Origin of the sequence: Nocardiopsis coralli, assembly GCF_014892575.1 — a bacterium.
Taxonomy (GTDB): Bacteria; Actinomycetota; Actinomycetes; order Streptosporangiales; family Streptosporangiaceae; genus Nocardiopsis; species Nocardiopsis coralli.
In genome coordinates this window covers 148434-164641 of the sequence record NZ_JADBGI010000007.1, presented here as the reverse complement: position 1 = coordinate 164641, position 16208 = coordinate 148434, and the positions used below count along the sequence as shown (strand labels likewise).

At 73.0% G+C, this 16208-nt stretch carries 15 protein-coding genes; 9 read left to right on the top strand and 6 right to left on the bottom strand.

The features are described 5' to 3' along the window. Window positions 1–12: 12 nt before the first annotated feature. The 4 genes from IDM40_RS28805 to IDM40_RS09960 all read right to left on the bottom strand — a co-directional run bounded on the left by IDM40_RS28805 (window position 13) and on the right by IDM40_RS09960 (window position 6456). Window positions 13–2925, bottom strand: coding sequence for a helix-turn-helix transcriptional regulator (locus IDM40_RS28805; RefSeq protein ID WP_193121658.1), 2913 nt, complete (start codon window positions 2923–2925; stop codon window positions 13–15). 65 nt (window positions 2926–2990) lie between these two features. Further along, window positions 2991–4169, bottom strand: coding sequence for a globin domain-containing protein (locus IDM40_RS09970; RefSeq protein ID WP_193121657.1), 1179 nt, complete (start codon window positions 4167–4169; stop codon window positions 2991–2993). A gap of 236 nt (window positions 4170–4405) precedes the next feature. Next, entirely contained in the window at window positions 4406–4852 is a 447-nt protein-coding gene (locus tag IDM40_RS09965; RefSeq protein ID WP_193121656.1) for an RrF2 family transcriptional regulator, read from the bottom strand. A gap of 23 nt (window positions 4853–4875) precedes the next feature. Then, the gene (locus IDM40_RS09960) at window positions 4876–6456 is read right to left on the bottom strand and encodes an MFS transporter (protein WP_193121655.1); all 1581 of its coding nucleotides are present in this window, start codon (window positions 6454–6456) and stop codon (window positions 4876–4878) included. A 292-nt stretch (window positions 6457–6748) separates the two neighbouring features. On the opposite strand from IDM40_RS09960, the gene panB reads away from it, so the two are divergent. The 3 genes from panB to IDM40_RS09945 all read left to right on the top strand — a co-directional run bounded on the left by panB (window position 6749) and on the right by IDM40_RS09945 (window position 9806). After that, complete coding sequence (gene panB / locus IDM40_RS09955; RefSeq protein ID WP_193121654.1) at window positions 6749–7585, top strand: 3-methyl-2-oxobutanoate hydroxymethyltransferase; 837 nt, start codon at window positions 6749–6751, stop codon at window positions 7583–7585. A gap of 150 nt (window positions 7586–7735) precedes the next feature. After that, window positions 7736–8620: a sulfurtransferase gene (locus IDM40_RS09950; protein WP_193121653.1), complete on the top strand. Its 885-nt coding sequence runs from the start codon at window positions 7736–7738 to the stop codon at window positions 8618–8620. A 145-nt stretch (window positions 8621–8765) separates the two neighbouring features. Next, window positions 8766–9806, top strand: a complete 1041-nt coding sequence (locus IDM40_RS09945; RefSeq protein ID WP_193121652.1) for an LLM class F420-dependent oxidoreductase — start codon at window positions 8766–8768, stop codon at window positions 9804–9806. A 117-nt stretch (window positions 9807–9923) separates the two neighbouring features. Here IDM40_RS09945 and npdG read toward each other — a convergent pair whose 3' ends face one another. Beyond that, window positions 9924–10622, bottom strand: coding sequence for an NADPH-dependent F420 reductase (gene npdG, locus IDM40_RS09940; RefSeq protein ID WP_193121651.1), 699 nt, complete (start codon window positions 10620–10622; stop codon window positions 9924–9926). A 51-nt stretch (window positions 10623–10673) separates the two neighbouring features. Further along, the gene (locus tag IDM40_RS09935) at window positions 10674–10865 is read right to left on the bottom strand and encodes a hypothetical protein (RefSeq protein ID WP_193121650.1); all 192 of its coding nucleotides are present in this window, start codon (window positions 10863–10865) and stop codon (window positions 10674–10676) included. A 128-nt stretch (window positions 10866–10993) separates the two neighbouring features. Between IDM40_RS09935 and map the strand changes: the two genes are divergently transcribed. From map to IDM40_RS09905, 6 genes are all read left to right on the top strand, one after another. After that, window positions 10994–11845, top strand: coding sequence for a type I methionyl aminopeptidase (gene map, locus IDM40_RS09930; protein WP_216630562.1), 852 nt, complete (start codon window positions 10994–10996; stop codon window positions 11843–11845). Between the two features lie 120 nt (window positions 11846–11965). Next, a complete protein-coding gene (locus IDM40_RS09925) occupies window positions 11966–12799 on the top strand; it encodes a M55 family metallopeptidase (RefSeq protein ID WP_193121648.1) in 834 nt (277 codons plus the stop codon). A 156-nt stretch (window positions 12800–12955) separates the two neighbouring features. Continuing rightward, window positions 12956–14341 carry a M20/M25/M40 family metallo-hydrolase gene (locus IDM40_RS09920; protein ID WP_193121647.1) on the top strand — a complete coding sequence of 462 codons (1386 nt, stop codon included), beginning with the start codon at window positions 12956–12958 and terminating at the stop codon, window positions 14339–14341. A 65-nt stretch (window positions 14342–14406) separates the two neighbouring features. Further along, window positions 14407–15408: a S66 peptidase family protein gene (locus IDM40_RS09915; protein WP_235997469.1), complete on the top strand. Its 1002-nt coding sequence runs from the start codon at window positions 14407–14409 to the stop codon at window positions 15406–15408. Window positions 15409–15464: 56 nt separating this feature from the next. Further along, entirely contained in the window at window positions 15465–15854 is a 390-nt protein-coding gene (locus tag IDM40_RS09910; protein WP_193121646.1) for a hypothetical protein, read from the top strand. A 55-nt stretch (window positions 15855–15909) separates the two neighbouring features. Further along, window positions 15910–16197 (top strand): helix-turn-helix domain-containing protein, encoded by a 288-nt coding sequence (locus IDM40_RS09905; protein WP_193121645.1) that lies wholly within the window; start codon window positions 15910–15912, stop codon window positions 16195–16197. Window positions 16198–16208 lie beyond the last annotated feature (11 nt).

Genomic DNA, 16208 nt, shown 5'->3' with positions numbered 1-16208 from the left:
GCGGTCGTGGCCTCAGGTGAGGCCGAGGTCGCGGGCGCGCACCGCGGCGGCGTTGCGGTTGGTGACGCCGAGCTTGGACATCAGGTTGCTCATGTGCACGCTCACCGTCTTCGGTGAGATGAACAGGGCCTCCCCGATCTCCCGGTTGGTCGCGCCCGCAGCCAGGCGCACGAGGACCTCCTGCTCACGCCGGGTCAGGCCGGCCGGGGCCTCGCCCGGCTCGCCGAGCACGGCACGCACGGGGGCGGCGTGGCGGCGCAGCAGGGCGGCACCGTTGTCGCACTGTCCCGCGACCTCGTCGCACAGCACGAGCAGGCGCCGCGCGTCGCCCTCCCGACCGCACTCCGCGGCGAAGGACGCGGCCCGGCCCAGCGCGACGGTGCGCTGTACGGGGAACCCGACCTCGCCCAGGGCGGTGGCGTAGCCCTCCCACAGGCGCAGGGCCTCGGCCGGGTCGGTGGCCAGCCAGGCACGGCTCTGTTGCTCGCGCAGCCGCCCGCGCGGGGTCTGCGCCCACACCTCGCCCCGGCGGAACAGCTCCAGCCCGGGCCGGAGCTCCTCGGCCAGGGCCCGGTGGCCGGGGTCGCCCGAGCGCATCAGGTGGTGGAGGGCCTGGGAGAAGTGGGCCATGCCGTCGACGCTGGCCTGCGTCGGGGCCTTGCTCCGTTCGCCGTCGATCATGGCGCGCGCCACCGGTCCCATCGCGTCGAGGTCGCCCTCCTCCGCCAACAGGCGCAGCCGGGCCGCGAGCCGCACGATGCGCCGGTCGGCCGGCAGCTCCACGGCCTCCTCCACGGCGGTGAGTTCTTCGAGGAGCCGCCGGGAGGTGGGCACGTCGCCCTCCCACAGCGCGATCGACAGGGCGATGTGGGCCTTCTGTCTGCGCACGGGCAGGTCGCCGCCGGGGAACCGGTCGAACAGACGGTGGGCGGCGTCGGTGTGGCCCAGGTTCACCAGGACCGCGGCGAGGTTTCCGGCCGCCTCGGCTCCGCGGGTCCGGGCCACGCCGAGTTCGGTGTGGCGTTCCATGGACCGGCGGGCGACCTCCAGCGTGGCGTGCAGGTCGAGCCGGAAGTGCAGGGCGACCTGGAGGTTGTTCCAGCCGCGCAGCTCGGTCTGCACGTGTCCGATGCGGGCGGCCAGGGCGATCCCACGGCGCAGCAGGTGCTCGCGCTCGTCGGCGTCCTCCCCGATCCAGAAACTGCCGAGTGTCACCAGGGCGTCGGCCTCGCTGTGCGGGTCACCCGCGCGCCGGGCCCACTCCAGCACTGCGCGGGCGACCGGCTCGGCCTCCCGTTCGCGTCCCCGGACGTTGAGGGCGGCCGCACGGGCGGCGTCGACGGCGATCCGGCCGGTGTGGTCCTCGCCGAAGAGGACTGCGGCGGCGTCGAGGTCCTCCAGGTCGCCGTCCTGGCCGAGGGTGCGCAGGACACGCGCCCTGGTCAGCCGGAGCAGGGCGGCGGCGATGCGGTGCTCGGACGCGGGCGGGGTGTCGCCGTCGGCGCCGAGCTCGGCCAGGCCCGCGGTGGCGTGGTCCCGGGCGCGGCGGGCGCGCCCGGCCAGGTGGGCGGCGGTGGCGGCGCGGCGCAGGAGGTCGGCGCGGGTCGCACCGATCTCGGCCGCGGTGGCGGGAACAGCTTCGTACAGCTCCAGGAGGCGTTCGAGCAGGTCCAGCTGTTCGGGGTGGCCGGGGGTGTGCTCGTCGCGGGCGACCACGGCCCAGGTGGCCCGGAAGGCGCGCTCGTGGTCGTGGGCCAGGGTGGCGTGGCGGGCCAGGAGCCGGTCGCGTGCGGGTTCGGCCAACCCGGGCACCCCGGCGTCGAGGGCGTCGGCGAGGTTGCGGTGGGTGCGCACACGTTCGCCGGGGAGCAGGTCCTCCTGCACGGCCTCGGCCAGCAGGGCGTGGCCGAACGTGTAGCCGTCACCGTCCACCTGCAGGACCCGGGCGTCGACGGCCTCGCGCAGGGCGGCGTCGAGGTCCTCCTCACCCACACCGGACCGTGCGGCCGCAGCGGCCAGGAGTGTGTGCGGGACCCGGGTGCCGATGAGTGCGGCGGTCCCCAGCACGGACCGGGCCCCGGAGGACAGGGCCTCGACCCGGCGCAGCATGAGTTCGCGCGGGCCCTCGGGGATCCCCGACCCGCCGTCGCCGCCCGTGATCAGGGCCTCGACGAAGAGCGGGTTGCCGCCGCTGCGCCCGTGCAGGCGTTCGGCCTCGGCGTCGGCGGGAGCGTGCCCGCGCAGGGCGGTGACCTGGGCGGCGACGCCGGCCACGTCGAGGGGTTCGAGGTCGGCGGTGCCCACGCGGGGCAGGCGGACCATGTCGGGCACGAGCCTGCGCAGCGGGTGGGTGCGGTGCACGTCGTCGGTGCGGACCGTGGCGAGGATCTGGAGCGGGGCCCGGCCCGGGTTCCGCAGGAGGAACAGCAGCAGGTCGCGGGTGGAGGCGTCGGCCCAGTGGAGGTCCTCCAGCACCACACAGAGGCCGGGCCGGGTTCCGTCGCCCGCCTCGGCGCAGCGTTCCAGGAAGGTCAGCACCGACTCGAACAGGCGGATGCGTCCGTCGTCGGGCACGGTGGAGACCTCGCCGAGCTCCGGCAGGATGCGGGCGAGCTCGCGCGCCTCGACCGGTGTCGGGGCGTGGTCACGGGCCAGGGGGCGCAGCACGGACGTGACCGGGGCGAAGGCGACGGCGTCGGTCCCGGACTCCACACACCCGCCGACGGCGCGGGAACCGAGCGGGGTGCGCCGGAGGTACTCGTCGACCAGGCGCGTCTTGCCGACCCCGGCCTCACCGCGCACGAACACGGCCCGGGCCCCGCCGTCGAGCACGTCGAGGGCGTCCTCGAGCAGGGCGGTGACGTGGTGGTCGCGGCCGACGAAGGCGGAGCGGTCGGCGGAGGGCGGGATCGTCTCGGGGGGCATGGGCCCAGTATGTCGGCCCGGGCCGGTTCCGGGTACCGGCCCGGGACACCTCCCGGCGGCCCGGCTCAGGCGGCGCCGAGCCAGAGGTCGGGGCCGAAGACCTCGTAGTGGACCCGGCGCGGCGGCACACCCGCGTCGAGGAACTGGGCGCGCACGTCCCGCATGAACGGCAGCGGGCCGCACAGGAAGACCTCGGCGCCCGCGGGGACGTCGATCTCCGAAAGGTCCATACGTCCGCGGTGGTCACCGCCGCCGTCCTCGTACCAGGTGTGCGAGCTCGCGCCGGGCAGGGTGTCGACGAGCACGGCCGTCTCGTCGCGGTGCGGGTGTTGGTCGGGGCCGTGGTCGGCGTGCAGGACGAGGACCTCGCGCGAGCTGCCGGCCTCGGCCAGGTGGTGCAGCATCGCGAGCATCGGGGTGCAGCCGATCCCCGCGGACACGAGCACGAGCGGGTGTTCGCCGCCGGGAACCGTGACGTCGCCCGCCGGTGTGGAGACCATGAGTCTGTCCCCCGGGGCGGCGTCGTGCAGGAGGGTCGACACCTCGCCGGCGGGGTTCCGGCCGGCGCGCAGCCGCTTGACGGTGATGCGGCGCCGGCGGCCGTCCCACCCGGTCAGGGAGTACTGGCGGGCCTGGTGCACCCCGTCGGGCATCTGCACCTGCACGCTGACGTACTGGCCGGCACGGAAGGCCGGCGCCTCTCCCCCGTCCTCGGGTTCGAGGCCGAGGGCGACGGTGTCGGGGCTCTGCGGGGCGCGGTCGGTCACACGCCAGGGCCGCCAGACGTCGCGGCCGGTGGCGCCGCCGTCCGCGTAGAGGCGGGCCTCGATGGCGGTGAGCGCCCCGGCCATGAGCCAGTAGACCTCGTCCCAGGCGGCGACGACGTCGGGTGTGGCGGCGTCTCCGAGGGTCTCGGCGATGGCCTGGAACAGGTACTTGTGCACGAGTGCGTACTGGTCCTCGGTCACGCCGAGGGAGGCGTGCTTGTGGGCGATGCGCGAGAGCAGGGTGTCGGGCCGCTCGTCCGGGTTCTCGAGGAGGGCGGTGGCGAACCCGGCGATGGAGGCGGCCAGGGCCCTGCGCTGGTCCCCGTTGGCCTGGTTGGCGCGGTTGAACATGCCGTCGAGCAGTTCGGGGTGTTGGCCGAGCATCCCGTCGTAGAAGCGGGCGGTGATGGTGTCGAGGTGTTCGGCGACGACCGGGAGGGTGGCGCGGACGGTGGCTGCGGACTCTGCGGAGAGCATGCGTCCTCCTTCTCCGGGGTGACCCGGACCAGATAATTGGTATCTGAAATGCAGATTAAATCCGGGCCCTGGAGAGCTCTCACCGGGGTGGCCCCAAGGACACCTCAGCGCCACCGTTGTACTGCGACGACGCCGCGATCGGGCAGGGCCGGACGGCCTTGTACGCGCGGGACGCGGGCCCGGCTCCGCCGGGACTTCCGGCGCCCCGCGGGACCCGACCTCCGGCCCGGTCCGGCTCAGGTGCCGGCGGGCGGTTCGCGCAACAGTGTCAGGGCACGACGTGTGGGGGATTCCACCAGGGAAGCCACGGTGACCTGGTCCAACGATGCGTAGAACGCCTCGCGCGCCTGGGCCAGCGCACCCCGCAGGCGGCAGGCCTCACGCAGCGGGCAGGGCGGGTCGTCCTCGCATCCGGCGAGATCCCCGTCACCCTCGAGTTCGCGCACGATCGCGCCGACGGAGGACGCACGTCCCGCCTCGGTCAGCAGCAGGCCTCCCCCGCGGCCGCGCCGGGCCTCGACGATCCCCAGGTCGGACAGCCGGGCCACGGCCTTGGCCATGTGGGTGTAGGGCACCGAGAGCATGCCCGACGCGGCCCGTGTGGTCAGGCGTTCGCCCTCCTCGGCCACGGCCAGCCGCATGACCAGGCGGAGGGAGACGTCGGTGAAGGCGGTCAGGCGCATACCCCCAAGGTATGCGGAGCGCTTCACCCCGAACGTGTCCCGGAACCCTGGCCGCGCCCTCCCCGGCCCCCGTCGCCCCCGGAGGAGCGCGGCAGCCAGATGAGCACGACGACGAGCCCGATGATCCCGAAGGCCAGGGAGACCAGCGCCGCCAGGTGCATGCCCGAGACGAAGGCCTCCTTGGCCGGGGCCACGAGCACCCGCCCCGCGTCACCGAGCTCCCGGACCAGCGTCATGGTCGCCTCGATCGACTCCCCCGCCGTCTCGGCACGCTCCTCGGGCACGCCCTCCTCCGCCGCGACACGTTGCAGCTCCGGCGAGAGCGCCGAACGGTAGTGCACGGAGATGACCGCGCCCAGCACCGCCACCCCCAGCGCGGTGGCGATCTGGCGGGCGGTGTTCTGCACGGCCGAGGCCGCACCGGCCTTGCCCGGCGGAACCGAGGACACGATCGCGTCGGTGGCCGGGGTGAGCACCGTCGCCATCGCCGCCGCCTGCGTGAAGAAGAACAGCATGATCAGCGGGATCGGGGTGTCCTGCTGGATCACCGCGAAGAAGGCGAACGAGAGACACACCGCCACGATGCCGCCGGCCGCCACCGCACGCGGGCCCGCCTTGCGCACCAGGGTCGGGCTCAGTGGCGCGAAGAGCATCTGCCCCACCGCCGAGGGGAGCACGAGCAGACCGGCCACGAGCGGGCTGAACTCGCGCACGCTCTGCCAGTAGAAGCTCATGAAGAAGATGATCCCGGCCATGCTGAAGAACAGCAGCAGGATCACGGCGATGGAGACGCTGAACCGCGGATCGCGGAAGAAGCGCACGTCCAGCGAGGGGTTGTCCACCCGCTTCTCGTGCAGCACGAAGAGCGTGAGCACCCCGAGCCCGCCCAACAGCGCCACGACCACGTCGGGGTCGGTCAGCGAGGCCCGCTCCCCCGCCGTGATGACGCCGTAGATGAGCAGCACCAGGCCCGGGATCGACAGCAGGACCCCGACCAGGTCCAGGCGTCCGGGGGCCTCGTCGCGCGACTCCGGGATGAGCACGAAGATCAGCGACAGCCCGACCAGGACGAAGGGCACGTTGATGAGGAAGATCGATCCCCACCAGAAGTTCTCCAGCAGCAGGCCGCCCGCGGTGGGCCCGATCGCCAGCGCCAGCCCGACCGCCCCGGCCCAGATCCCGATGGCACGCGGGCGTTCGTCGGACGGGAACACGTCGGTGATGATCGACAGCGTCTGCGGCATGACCATCGCCGCACCGAACCCCATCGCGGCGCGGGCGGCGATGAGCTGCTCGGGGCTCTGGGAGTAGGCCGACAGCGCCGAGGCCGCACCGAAGACGAACAGCCCGGAGGCGAGCAGGCGCCGCCGTCCCCACCGGTCGCCGAGCACCCCGAAGGTGAACAGCAGTCCGGCGAAGACCAGGGTGTAGGAGTTGATCGCCCACGCCAGCTGGGACTGGCTCGCGCCCACACCCTGCTCGGGGTCGGAGAGCACACGCAGCGCCACGTTGAGGATCGTGTTGTCGGCCACGAGCACCAGCAGGCAGATGATGAGCACGGCGAGCGCGCCCCATCTGCGGCGATGGGCTGTCTCTCGGTCCACGTCACCGTCCCTGTGCGCTCCGGCAGTGCTTTGTGACCCTACCCAGCTCTGTGCGGGGCGAGCAGGCCAGGGGGCGCCACCGCTGTCCCGTGCGCCCCGTCCGTCACACACCCGCGGGCGCACGCGCTGCAGGGATGAACCGGGGCCGCATCGGGGTTCCACCCGACAGAGGGCGCCCGGAACGCACCGTGCGATGATGCGGGCACCGCGTTCCGGCGCGGCCACAACAATCGTCCACAACGCCCGGGGACACCCACGAGGTGCCTCGAGGACACGTAAGGAACGATCACAGATGAACACCACAGGCACCGCCCTCTACGGAGGGGTCACCAACCGGCGTGTGACCGTGCGCGACCTGGCCTCGGCCAAGGGGCGCGGAGAGCGCTGGCCGATGCTGACCTCCTACGACGCGATGAGCGCCCGGATCTTCGACGAGGCGGGCATCCCCGTCCTGCTCGTGGGCGACTCGGCCGCCAACGTCGTCTACGGCTACGACACGACCGTGCCCGTCTCGGTCGACGAACTCCTGCCCCTGGTGGCGGCGGTGGCACGGTCCACGCAACGTGCCATGGTCGTGGCCGATCTCCCCTTCGGCTCCTACGAGGGCTCGCCCCAACAGGCCCTGGAGACCGCGACCCGCTTCATGAAGGAGGGCCGGGCCCAGGCGGTCAAGCTCGAGGGCGGCGCGGAGGTCGCCCCGCAGGTGGAACTGCTGGTCAGGGCCGGGGTCCCGGTCATGGCGCACGTGGGTCTGACGCCGCAGTCGGTCAACACCCTGGGCGGGTTCCGGGTGCAGGGCCGCGGTGAGGCCGCGGACCAGCTGCTCGCCGACGCCCGGGCGATGGAGGACGCGGGTGCGTTCGCGGTCGTGCTGGAGGCGGTCCCGGCCGACCTGGGCGCGCGCGTGACCGAGGAGCTCGGTGTCCCGACGGTCGGGATCGGCGCGGGCGCCTCGACCGACGCTCAGGTGCTGGTCTGGCAGGACATGGCCGGCCTGAGCGACTGGACCCCGAAGTTCGTCAAGACCTTCACCGACCTGCGTGCGTCGCTGCGCGATGCGGCCGAGACCTACGCCGAGGAGGTCCGGGAGGGCAGCTTCCCCGAGGACCAGCACTCCTACAGCGGCTGACGCCCCGGACCGAGCACGGGACCGCCGATCGGTGCGCCGGTCGGCGGTTCGTCGTGTCCGGGCGGCCTCCCCCTGCTGGGATGTGCTGTGCCGACACCCGGCGGTACGATTTTTCCTACTGCTTCGATTGGATTTCGGGGGATTCATCCGATGGCTCATCAGGCACCGACGGTCAGCGTGCACTGGCTCGCCGATCACCTCCACGACAGCGACCTGGTCGTCGTGGACTCCACGTCCCACCTGTCCATGCCCGCCGAGGGGCCCTACCGGGTCGAGTCCGGCCGCAGCACCTACGAGGCCGAGCACGTCCCGGGCGCGGTCTTCGCCGACCTGCTCGACGACTTCGCGGACACGAGCGCCCCGGCGCCCTGGACCGTGCCCTCCTCGGAGAAGTTCGCGGCCTCGGCCGGGGCCCTGGGCATCGGCCGGGGCCGGCGCGTGGTGGTCTACAGCCAACACAGCACGATGTGGGCGACGCGCCTGTGGTGGCAGCTGCGGCTGGAGGGGTTCGACGACGCCGTGGTGCTGGACGGCGGCCTGGAGGCGTGGAAGGCGGCCGGGCAGCCGACCACCGACGAGCCCTCCGTGCCCTCGCCCACGGTGTTCACCCCGCGCCGCCGCCCGGAGCTGCTGCGCTCGACCGAGCAGGTCGAGGGCGCCCTGGGCGATGACCGCACGCTGCTGGTGAACGTGCTCGACCCGGCGACCTACCGGGGCGACAAGCACACCTACGCCCGGGACGGCCACATCCCCGGCAGCATCAACCTCCCGGTGAGCGAGGTCTTCGACGAGCGCGGGGAGTTCCGCCCCACCGACGAGCTCCGGGCGATCTTCGACCGCGCCGGCCTGCTGGACCCGGGCGTGACCCCGGTGACCTACTGCGGGGGCGGGATCGCCGCGACCGGTGTGGCTCACGCTCTGGCGCTGGTGGGCCGGGAGGACGCCGCGGTCTACGACGGTTCGATGACCGCCTGGGCCGCCGACGACTCCCTTCCGCTCGTCACCGGTGACGAACCCGGCGGCGGCCGGGGCTGACCTGCGCGGGCACGTGCGCGCCCGGCCCCTGTGACCCAGGCAACAACCCGAACGGTACTCGGTAGTACAGTGACTCGGGACCGAGCAGCGGCCGGTGCACGGGCCCCGGGCGCCGCGGGAACGCCCTCCGGAAGGGACGAAGTACATGCGCATCTCGACGCAGCTCCAGTACGACGGCGATCCGAAGGCGGCCGCCGACTCGGTGGTCGCACTCGAGAAGGCCGGGCTCGACACGGTCTGGGTCGCCGAGGCCTACGGTTTCGACAGCCCGACCCTCATGGGTTACATCGCCGCACGCACCGAGCGGGTGCGCATCGCGGCCGGGATCCTGCCCCTGTACAGCCGGACCCCCACGCTCATCGCGATGACCGCAGCGGGCCTGGACAACATCTCCGACGGGCGTGCGGTCCTGGGCCTGGGTGCGAGCGGACCCCAGGTCATCGAGGGGTTCCACGGGATCCCCTACACCAAGCCGCTGGCGCGCACCCGGGAGACCATCGAGATCTGCCGCAAGGTCTGGGCCCGCGAGGAGCGCCTGTCCCACGACGGCAAGGTCTTCCAGCTCCCGCTTCCCCCCGAGCAGGGCACCGGCCTGGGCAAGCCCCTGAAGATCATCAACCACCCCGTGCGCCCCGAGATCCCCATCCACGTGGCCGCCCTGGGCGTGAAGAACGTGGCGATGACGGCGGAGATCGCCGACGGCTGGCTCCCGCACCTGTTCATCCCCGAGCGCGCCGACCGCGTGTGGGGCGAGCCGCTGGCGGAGGGCAAGGCCAAGAGGGACCCGTCCCTGGGCGAGCTCGAGGTCACCGCCGGCGGCATGCTCGCGATCGGTGAGGGCGAGGACACCAAGAAGCTCCTGGACTTCATGCGGCCGATGATCGCCCTGTACGTCGGCGGGATGGGCGCCAAGGGCAAGAACTTCTACAACACGGTGGCCCAGCGGTACGGCTTCGAGGAGGCGGCCGCCAAGATCCAGGACCTCTACCTGGACGGCAAGAAGGACGAGGCCGCGGCGGCGGTGCCGGAGGAGTTCGTGGAGCTGACCAACATGGTCGGCCCGGAGTCCTACGTGCGCGAGCGCGTGGAGGCCTTCCGCGCCGCCGGCGTCACCCAGCTGAACGTGACACCCGTCGGCGAGAACCCGGCCGCGCTGGTGGAGAAGGTCAAGGGCTGGGTGAGCTGACCCCACCCGCACCCTCAGTGTGCCCCGTCCCCGAAACCGGGGGCGGGGCACACGTGTGAGCGGGCCCGGGTGCGCCGCCCAGCGCAGCAGCGGGCGGCGCACCCGGGAGGCCGTGCTTCAGAGGCCGGTGATGCGGATCCCGGCGTGGGTCTTGTAGCGGCGGTTGACGGCGATGATGTTGGCGGTGAGCGCCTCGACCTGGTGGGCGTTGCGCAGGCGTCCGCCGAAAACGCCCCGCACACCCGGGATGCGGTCGGCGAGTTCGCGCACCGTGTCGGTGGCCGCGCGGTCCTCACCCAGGACGAGCACGTCGAGCTCGACCTCGTCGACGTCCGGGTCGAGCAGCAGGCGCGCGGAGACGTGGTGGAAGGCGGCGGTGACACGGCTCTCGACCAGGATCTGCTCGGCCTGCTGGGCGGCGCTGCCCTCCTCGACCTCCAGCGGGAACGGCCCGCGCTTGTCGAAGCCGAGGGGGTTCACGCAGTCCACGACGATCTTGCCGGCCAGGGGCTCGACCAGCCCCTGCAGCAGTTCGCGGTGGCCGTCCCACGGGACGGCGACGATCACGATGTCGCCCTCGGCCGCGGCGGCGGTGTTGTCGAGGCCGCGCACGTCGATCGTGGAGGACTCGCCCTCCACGAGCTCGGCGGCGGCCTGCTGTGCACGTTCGAGCTTGCGGGAACCCAGGTACACGGTGTTGCCGGCCAGGGCCAGGCGGCGGGCCAGACCCCGGCCCTGGTCACCGGTGCCGCCCAGGACCGCGACGGACGCCGTGGCGACGTCGACCCGGGGGGTGCTGTCTTCGGTCGTAGTCATGCAGCGATCCTGCCACGGGCACCCCCGGGCGGCTTCGAGCGGCCCGCACGCTCACGAGTCGCGCTCGTCGTCCTCCTGCTCGTCCCACTGCTCGTTGCGGCGGGCGGCGATGTTCAGCGCGTTCGCGGCCGTGGCCTCGTCCGGGTAGGGGCCCATGCGCTGCTTGTTGGGGCAGCCTGCGCCGTGTTCGACCCGGTTGTGCTTGAGGCAGTACCACCAGCCGTCGTCCTGTACGTCACCCATGTCGGCCTCCTGTTGCATGGCGGTCGGGTTCCCGGGGCGGAGCATGCCCGCCGGGGGCCGTCCGAAGCCTCTCACGCCACACTCGAGGGAGCCCCGCGGCCGCCGCACACGAACTACAATTCGTGCCCATGACTACTCCGCTGGTTCCTGGGCGTATCTCGCCACAACGTTCGGTCCCCTCGCACATCGTCCGACCGGAGTACGTCGGCCGCAAACGGCCCGTCGAGGGGGTCCTCGGCGACATCCAGACCCCGGAGACCATCGAGCGCATCCGCGAGGCCGGCCGTATCGCCGGGCAGGCCCTGCAGGAGATCGGCAAGAACGTCCGCCCGGGCGTGACCACCGACGAGCTCGACCGCATCGGCCACGAGTTCCTGCTGGACCACGGCGCCTACCCGAGCACCCTGGGATACAAGGGCTACCCGAAGTCGCTGTGCTCCTCACTCAACGAGGTCATCTGCCACGGCATCCCCGACGACACCGTTCTGTCGGACGGCGACATCGTCAACATCGACATCACCGCCTACAAGGACGGCGTGCACGGCGACACCAATGCCACGTTCCTGTGCGGCGACGTCTCCGAGGAGCACCGCCTGCTGGTGGAGCGCACCGAGGAGGCCACGATGCGGGCCATCAAGGCGTGCCGCCCCGGCCGGCAGATCAACGTGATCGGCCGTGTCATCGAGTCCTACGCCAAGCGGTTCGGGTACGGCGTCGTGCGCGACTTCACCGGCCACGGCGTGGGCCCGGAGTTCCACTCGGGCCTGGTGGTGCCGCACTACGACGACCCGCGCGCGACCACGGTCATGGAGCCGGGCATGACGTTCACGATCGAGCCCATGATCACCCTGGGCGGCGTGGACTACGACCTGTGGGACGACGGCTGGACCGCCGTGACCGCCGACCGCAGGTGGACGGCGCAGTTCGAGCACACGCTGGTCATCACCGACTCCGGCGTGGACATCCTCACCCTGCCCTGACCGCGCACCGCACTCGTTCCGGCCCCGGCGTGCCCGGGGCCGTTCGTGTGTGCGGGGCCGGAACCGGCCGGTTCACGGGATCCATGGCCTTCCCGCGCGCGCCCGCGTAGGGTCGTGCGCGTGAAGATCCTCATCTCCGCCGACATGGAGGGCGCCACCGGCGTCACCTGGCCCGCCGACTGCGAACCGGGCACGGAACAGTGGCAGCGCTGCCGGTCGATGTTCACCAGCGACGTCAACGCCGCGATCGGGGGGCTCCTCGACGGCGGGGCGGGCGAGGTGTTCGTCAACGAGGCGCACGCGACCATGCGCAACCTGCTCCTGGAGGACCTGGACGAGCGCGCCACGATGATCACCGGCCGCCACAAGGAGCTCTCCATGGTCGAGGGGGTCCAGTCCGGCGACGTCGACGGCATCGTGTTCCTGGGTTACCACTGCGGCGCCGGCGAGGACGGCGTGCTCGCCCACACCTACCTGCCCAACGCCATCACCGGCGTGTGGCTCGACGGCGCACCCGCGAGCGAGGGTTACCTGAACGCGGCCGTGGTCGCCGAGTTCGGCACCCCGGTCGTGCTGGTCACCGGTGACGACCGTGCGTGCGAGGACGCCGAGACCTACGCACCCGACGCCCGCAAGGTCGCGGTCAAGGACCACGTGAGCCGCTACGCCGCCCGCTGCAGGCCGCCCGCGCGCACCGCCGCCGCGATCGGCGCGGCCGCGCGCAGCGCGATGGACCTGGCGGGCTCGGTGGAGCCCGCCGCGCCGCGCCCGATGGTGCTGGAGGTCGAGACCGACTCCGCGCACCTGGCGCAGGCCGCCGCGATCGTGCCGGGTGTGGAACGCACCGGGGTCCGGACCGTGCGGTACGCGGCGCCCGGCGCCTACGAGATGATCCGCTGTTTCAAGGCGCTCGCCACGCTCATCTCGCAGGCGATGGAGGAGCGCTACGGGTAGGACTGGGGTCCGGGCCCGCGGAGGGGGAAGGGCCCGGTCGGCCGGGCGGTGAACCGAACGCGCCCGGCACGAGTCCGACCAGAGCGTAGGACCCCGGTGCCGGCGGCGGTGCACCCGCCGCTCCGGGGTGGAGCCGTGTGAGAGCGAGGCCGAGCCGTGGGCCACCCATCTGCAACTGTGACCGATCCGGAGACCGGACTGCGCGACGCCGGGAACGAGGCCGTCGACCTGGCCCGGGACCTGATCCGGCGCGACTCGACCAACAACGGCGGCGGTGACGGCGACGAACGCGGGGTCGCCGAGTTCGCCGCCGAGGCGCTGAGCATCGGCGGCCACGTCCCACAGGTCCTGGAGTCGGCGCCCCGCCGCGCCAACACGGTGTTGCGCATCCCGGGCACCGACCCCGACGCCCCGGCGCTGCTGGTGCACGGACACCTGGACGTGGTGCCGGCGGCCGCCGAGGACTGGACCGTCCCGCCGTTCTCCGGGGAGATCACCGACTGCCCGGTCACCGGCGAGCCCGCCCTGTGGGGGCGCGGCGCCGTGGACATGAAGAACACCGTCGCGCAGATCATCGCGGTCGTGCGCTACTGGGCCCGTTACGGCCTGCGCCCGCGCCGCGACGTGGTCATCGCACTGGTCGCCGATGAGGAGGACAGCGCCCGCTACGGCGCGGACTTCCTGGTGCGTGAACACCCCGACCTGTTCGAGGGCTGCACGGTCGGTATCGGCGAGGGCGGCGGGGAGACCATCCACGCCGCCACGGCCTCGGGCCGCCCGGTGCGCCTGTACCCGGTGGGCGCGGCCGAGCGCGGCAGTGCCTGGCTGGACCTGCGGGCGGAGGGCACGGCGGGGCACGGTTCGCGCCCCCCGCGCGACAACGCGGTCACGTCCCTGGCCGAGGCGGTCTCGCGCATCGACCGGCACGAGTGGCCGCTGCACCTGACCCCGGTCACCCGTGCTGCCATCGACGCGATCGCGCGCGCCCTGGAGGTCGAGCGCGTCCAGGGCGACACCGACACCTACACCGCCGTGTCCGAGCTGGTGGGGCGGTTCGGGAGGGCGGCCCCGCTCATCGGCCCGACAGTGCGCAACAGCGCGGCCCCGACCATGCTCTCGGCCGGGTACAAGGTCAACGTGGTGCCGGGCGAGGCGGTCGGCGGTGTGGACGGCCGCGTGCTCCCGGGCGCTGAGGAGCAGTTCGCGCGGGCCATGGACGAGCTCACCGGGGAACGGGTCAGCTGGGACTTCGCACACCACTCCCCGCCGGTGTCGGCGCCGGTGGACTCCCCCGCCTTCGACGCGCTGCGGGAGGCGCTGGTGGCGCACGACCCCGACGCGTACGTGGTCCCGGTCTGCCTGGCCGGGGGCACCGACGCGAAGGTCTTCGCGCGCCTGGGCATCGACTGTTACGGGTTCTCCCCGCTGTCGCAGCCGGAGGGGATGGACTACACGGGCCTGCTGCACGGCGTCGACGAGCGGGTGCCGTTGGAGGGTCTGCGGTTCGGGGTGCGCGCCCTGGACACGTTCCTGCGTTCGTGAGGGGCGCCGGACCGAGAGGGCGGCCCGCGCCCGGAGGGGACGCGGGCCCGGACGAAGGGTGAGGGATGGGCGAGACGACGGCCGGGGTCCAGGCGGGTACGGAACACGGGCGGACGGGGCGGCAGGCCCCGGTGGGTGTGCCGGTGCTGGAGCGCCCGCCCCGGTTGTCGGAGGGGTCGCGGGTGCGCCTGGTGGCGCCGTGCAGCCCGGTGCCGCCGGGGCAGTTGGAGGCCGCGGCGTCGGTGCTGTCCGGGTGGGGACTCCGGGTCGGCCTGGGCCCGCACGTGCGCGACCGGCACCCGGCCCTGCCCTACCTGGCCGGACACGACGCCGACCGCGCCGCGGACCTGCAGGAGGCCTGGTGCGACCCGGACGTGGACGCGGTCCTGTGCGTGCGCGGCGGCGACGGGGCGCACCGAACGCTCGACCTGCTGGACTTCGCGGCCATGCGGGCGGCCTCCCCCAAGGTGCTGGTGGGTTTCAGCGACATCACCGCGCTGCACGAGGCGTTCGCCGTGGAGCTGGGGGTGGCCACGGTGCACGGCCCTGTGGTGGGCACCAAGTACTTCGTGGGTGACGCGGCCGCCCAGCACGAGCTGCACACGACGCTGTTCGCCCCGGAGACGCGCACCGTGCTGACCTCGCCGGGCGCGCACGCCCTGGTCCCGGGCCGCGTCGAGGGGGTGACCTTCGGCGGGAACCTGAGCCTGCTCAACGACGGGCTGGCCACGCCCCACAGCCGCCCCTCCGCGGCCGGCGGGATCCTGGTGCTGGAAGACATCAACGAGGACGTGGCCCGCCTGGACCGCATGATCACGCACCTGATCCGTTCCGGGTGGATGGACGGGGTGTCCGGGATCGTGCTGGGGACGTGGACCGACTGCCCGCCGGACCCGGGCACGATCGCGGAGCTGATGCGCGACCGCCTGGGGCCGTTGGGTGTGCCGGTGCTGTGGGGGCTGGAGTTCGGACACTGTGCGGCCCAGCTCACCGTTCCGCTCGGCGTCCCGGCGCAGTTGGACGCCGAGGACGGGGTGCTGCGCCTGATCGAGCCCGCCCTGGCCTGAACCGGCCGGCCCCGCGGCCTTGACCTGAAGCGCGCTCGAGGCCGCACGCTCGTTGCATGAGTGAGTCACAGCACGGCACCGCACTGCTCCTGCACAACACCATGCGCGTCACCGACGGGCACCTGGAGGCCTACCGGGAGGCGATCGAGGCCGCGGTCGACTTCACGCGTGCGCACGCGCCCCAGCTCATGGTCGAGATCTTCCTCGACGAGGAGAACATGCGGGCGCACAGTTTCCAGCTCTACGCCGACTCCGACGCGGTCCTGCGCCACTGGGACCTGTCGGACCCCTACATCCGTGCGGTCAACGAGCACTGCGAGGTGCTCTCACTGGAGGTGTACGGCGACCCCGACGACCGGGTCCGTGCGGGCCTGCCCGCGCCGGGTTCGGGGGTCCCGATCACGTTCCTACCGCGCCTGGCCGGCTTCGTGCGTGGCGGGTCCTGAACGGGGCCCGTTCGTCCCGGGTCCGGGCGCGCCGGGCGGGGTTACACTGCACGGCATGGTTCGAGAACCGCTGAGCGCAGACCAGATCGAGCGCGGCCGTGCCCTGGGCGCCCTGCTGCGGCAGGCGCGCGCCGAGCGCACGATGGTGGAGGTGGCCCGGTGCGCGGGCATCTCGGTCGAGACCCTCCGCAAGATCGAGGGCGGGCGGATCCCCAGCGCCGGGTTCTTCACCGTCGCGGCCATCGCACGCACCCTCGGGGTGTCGCTGGACGAGCTCGCGCAGCGGGCCGACACCGCGGCGCCCTCCCCCGCACCCGACCGGCCATCGCAGGTAGCGGTCTGACGTCCCCCGCG

Coding starts and splice junctions, on each gene's coding strand:
- IDM40_RS28805 (WP_193121658.1), bottom strand. CDS start 2,925: ATGCCCCCCGAGACGATCCCGCCCTCCGCCGACCGCTCCGCCTTCGTC.
- IDM40_RS09970 (WP_193121657.1), bottom strand. CDS start 4,169: ATGCTCTCCGCAGAGTCCGCAGCCACCGTCCGCGCCACCCTCCCGGTC.
- IDM40_RS09965 (WP_193121656.1), bottom strand. CDS start 4,852: ATGCGCCTGACCGCCTTCACCGACGTCTCCCTCCGCCTGGTCATGCGG.
- panB (WP_193121654.1), top strand. CDS start 6,749: ATGAACACCACAGGCACCGCCCTCTACGGAGGGGTCACCAACCGGCGT.
- IDM40_RS09950 (WP_193121653.1), top strand. CDS start 7,736: ATGGCTCATCAGGCACCGACGGTCAGCGTGCACTGGCTCGCCGATCAC.
- IDM40_RS09945 (WP_193121652.1), top strand. CDS start 8,766: ATGCGCATCTCGACGCAGCTCCAGTACGACGGCGATCCGAAGGCGGCC.
- npdG (WP_193121651.1), bottom strand. CDS start 10,622: ATGACTACGACCGAAGACAGCACCCCCCGGGTCGACGTCGCCACGGCG.
- IDM40_RS09935 (WP_193121650.1), bottom strand. CDS start 10,865: ATGGGTGACGTACAGGACGACGGCTGGTGGTACTGCCTCAAGCACAAC.
- map (WP_216630562.1), top strand. CDS start 10,994: ATGACTACTCCGCTGGTTCCTGGGCGTATCTCGCCACAACGTTCGGTC.
- IDM40_RS09915 (WP_235997469.1), top strand. CDS start 14,407: ATGGGCGAGACGACGGCCGGGGTCCAGGCGGGTACGGAACACGGGCGG.
- IDM40_RS09910 (WP_193121646.1), top strand. CDS start 15,465: ATGAGTGAGTCACAGCACGGCACCGCACTGCTCCTGCACAACACCATG.
- IDM40_RS09905 (WP_193121645.1), top strand. CDS start 15,910: ATGGTTCGAGAACCGCTGAGCGCAGACCAGATCGAGCGCGGCCGTGCC.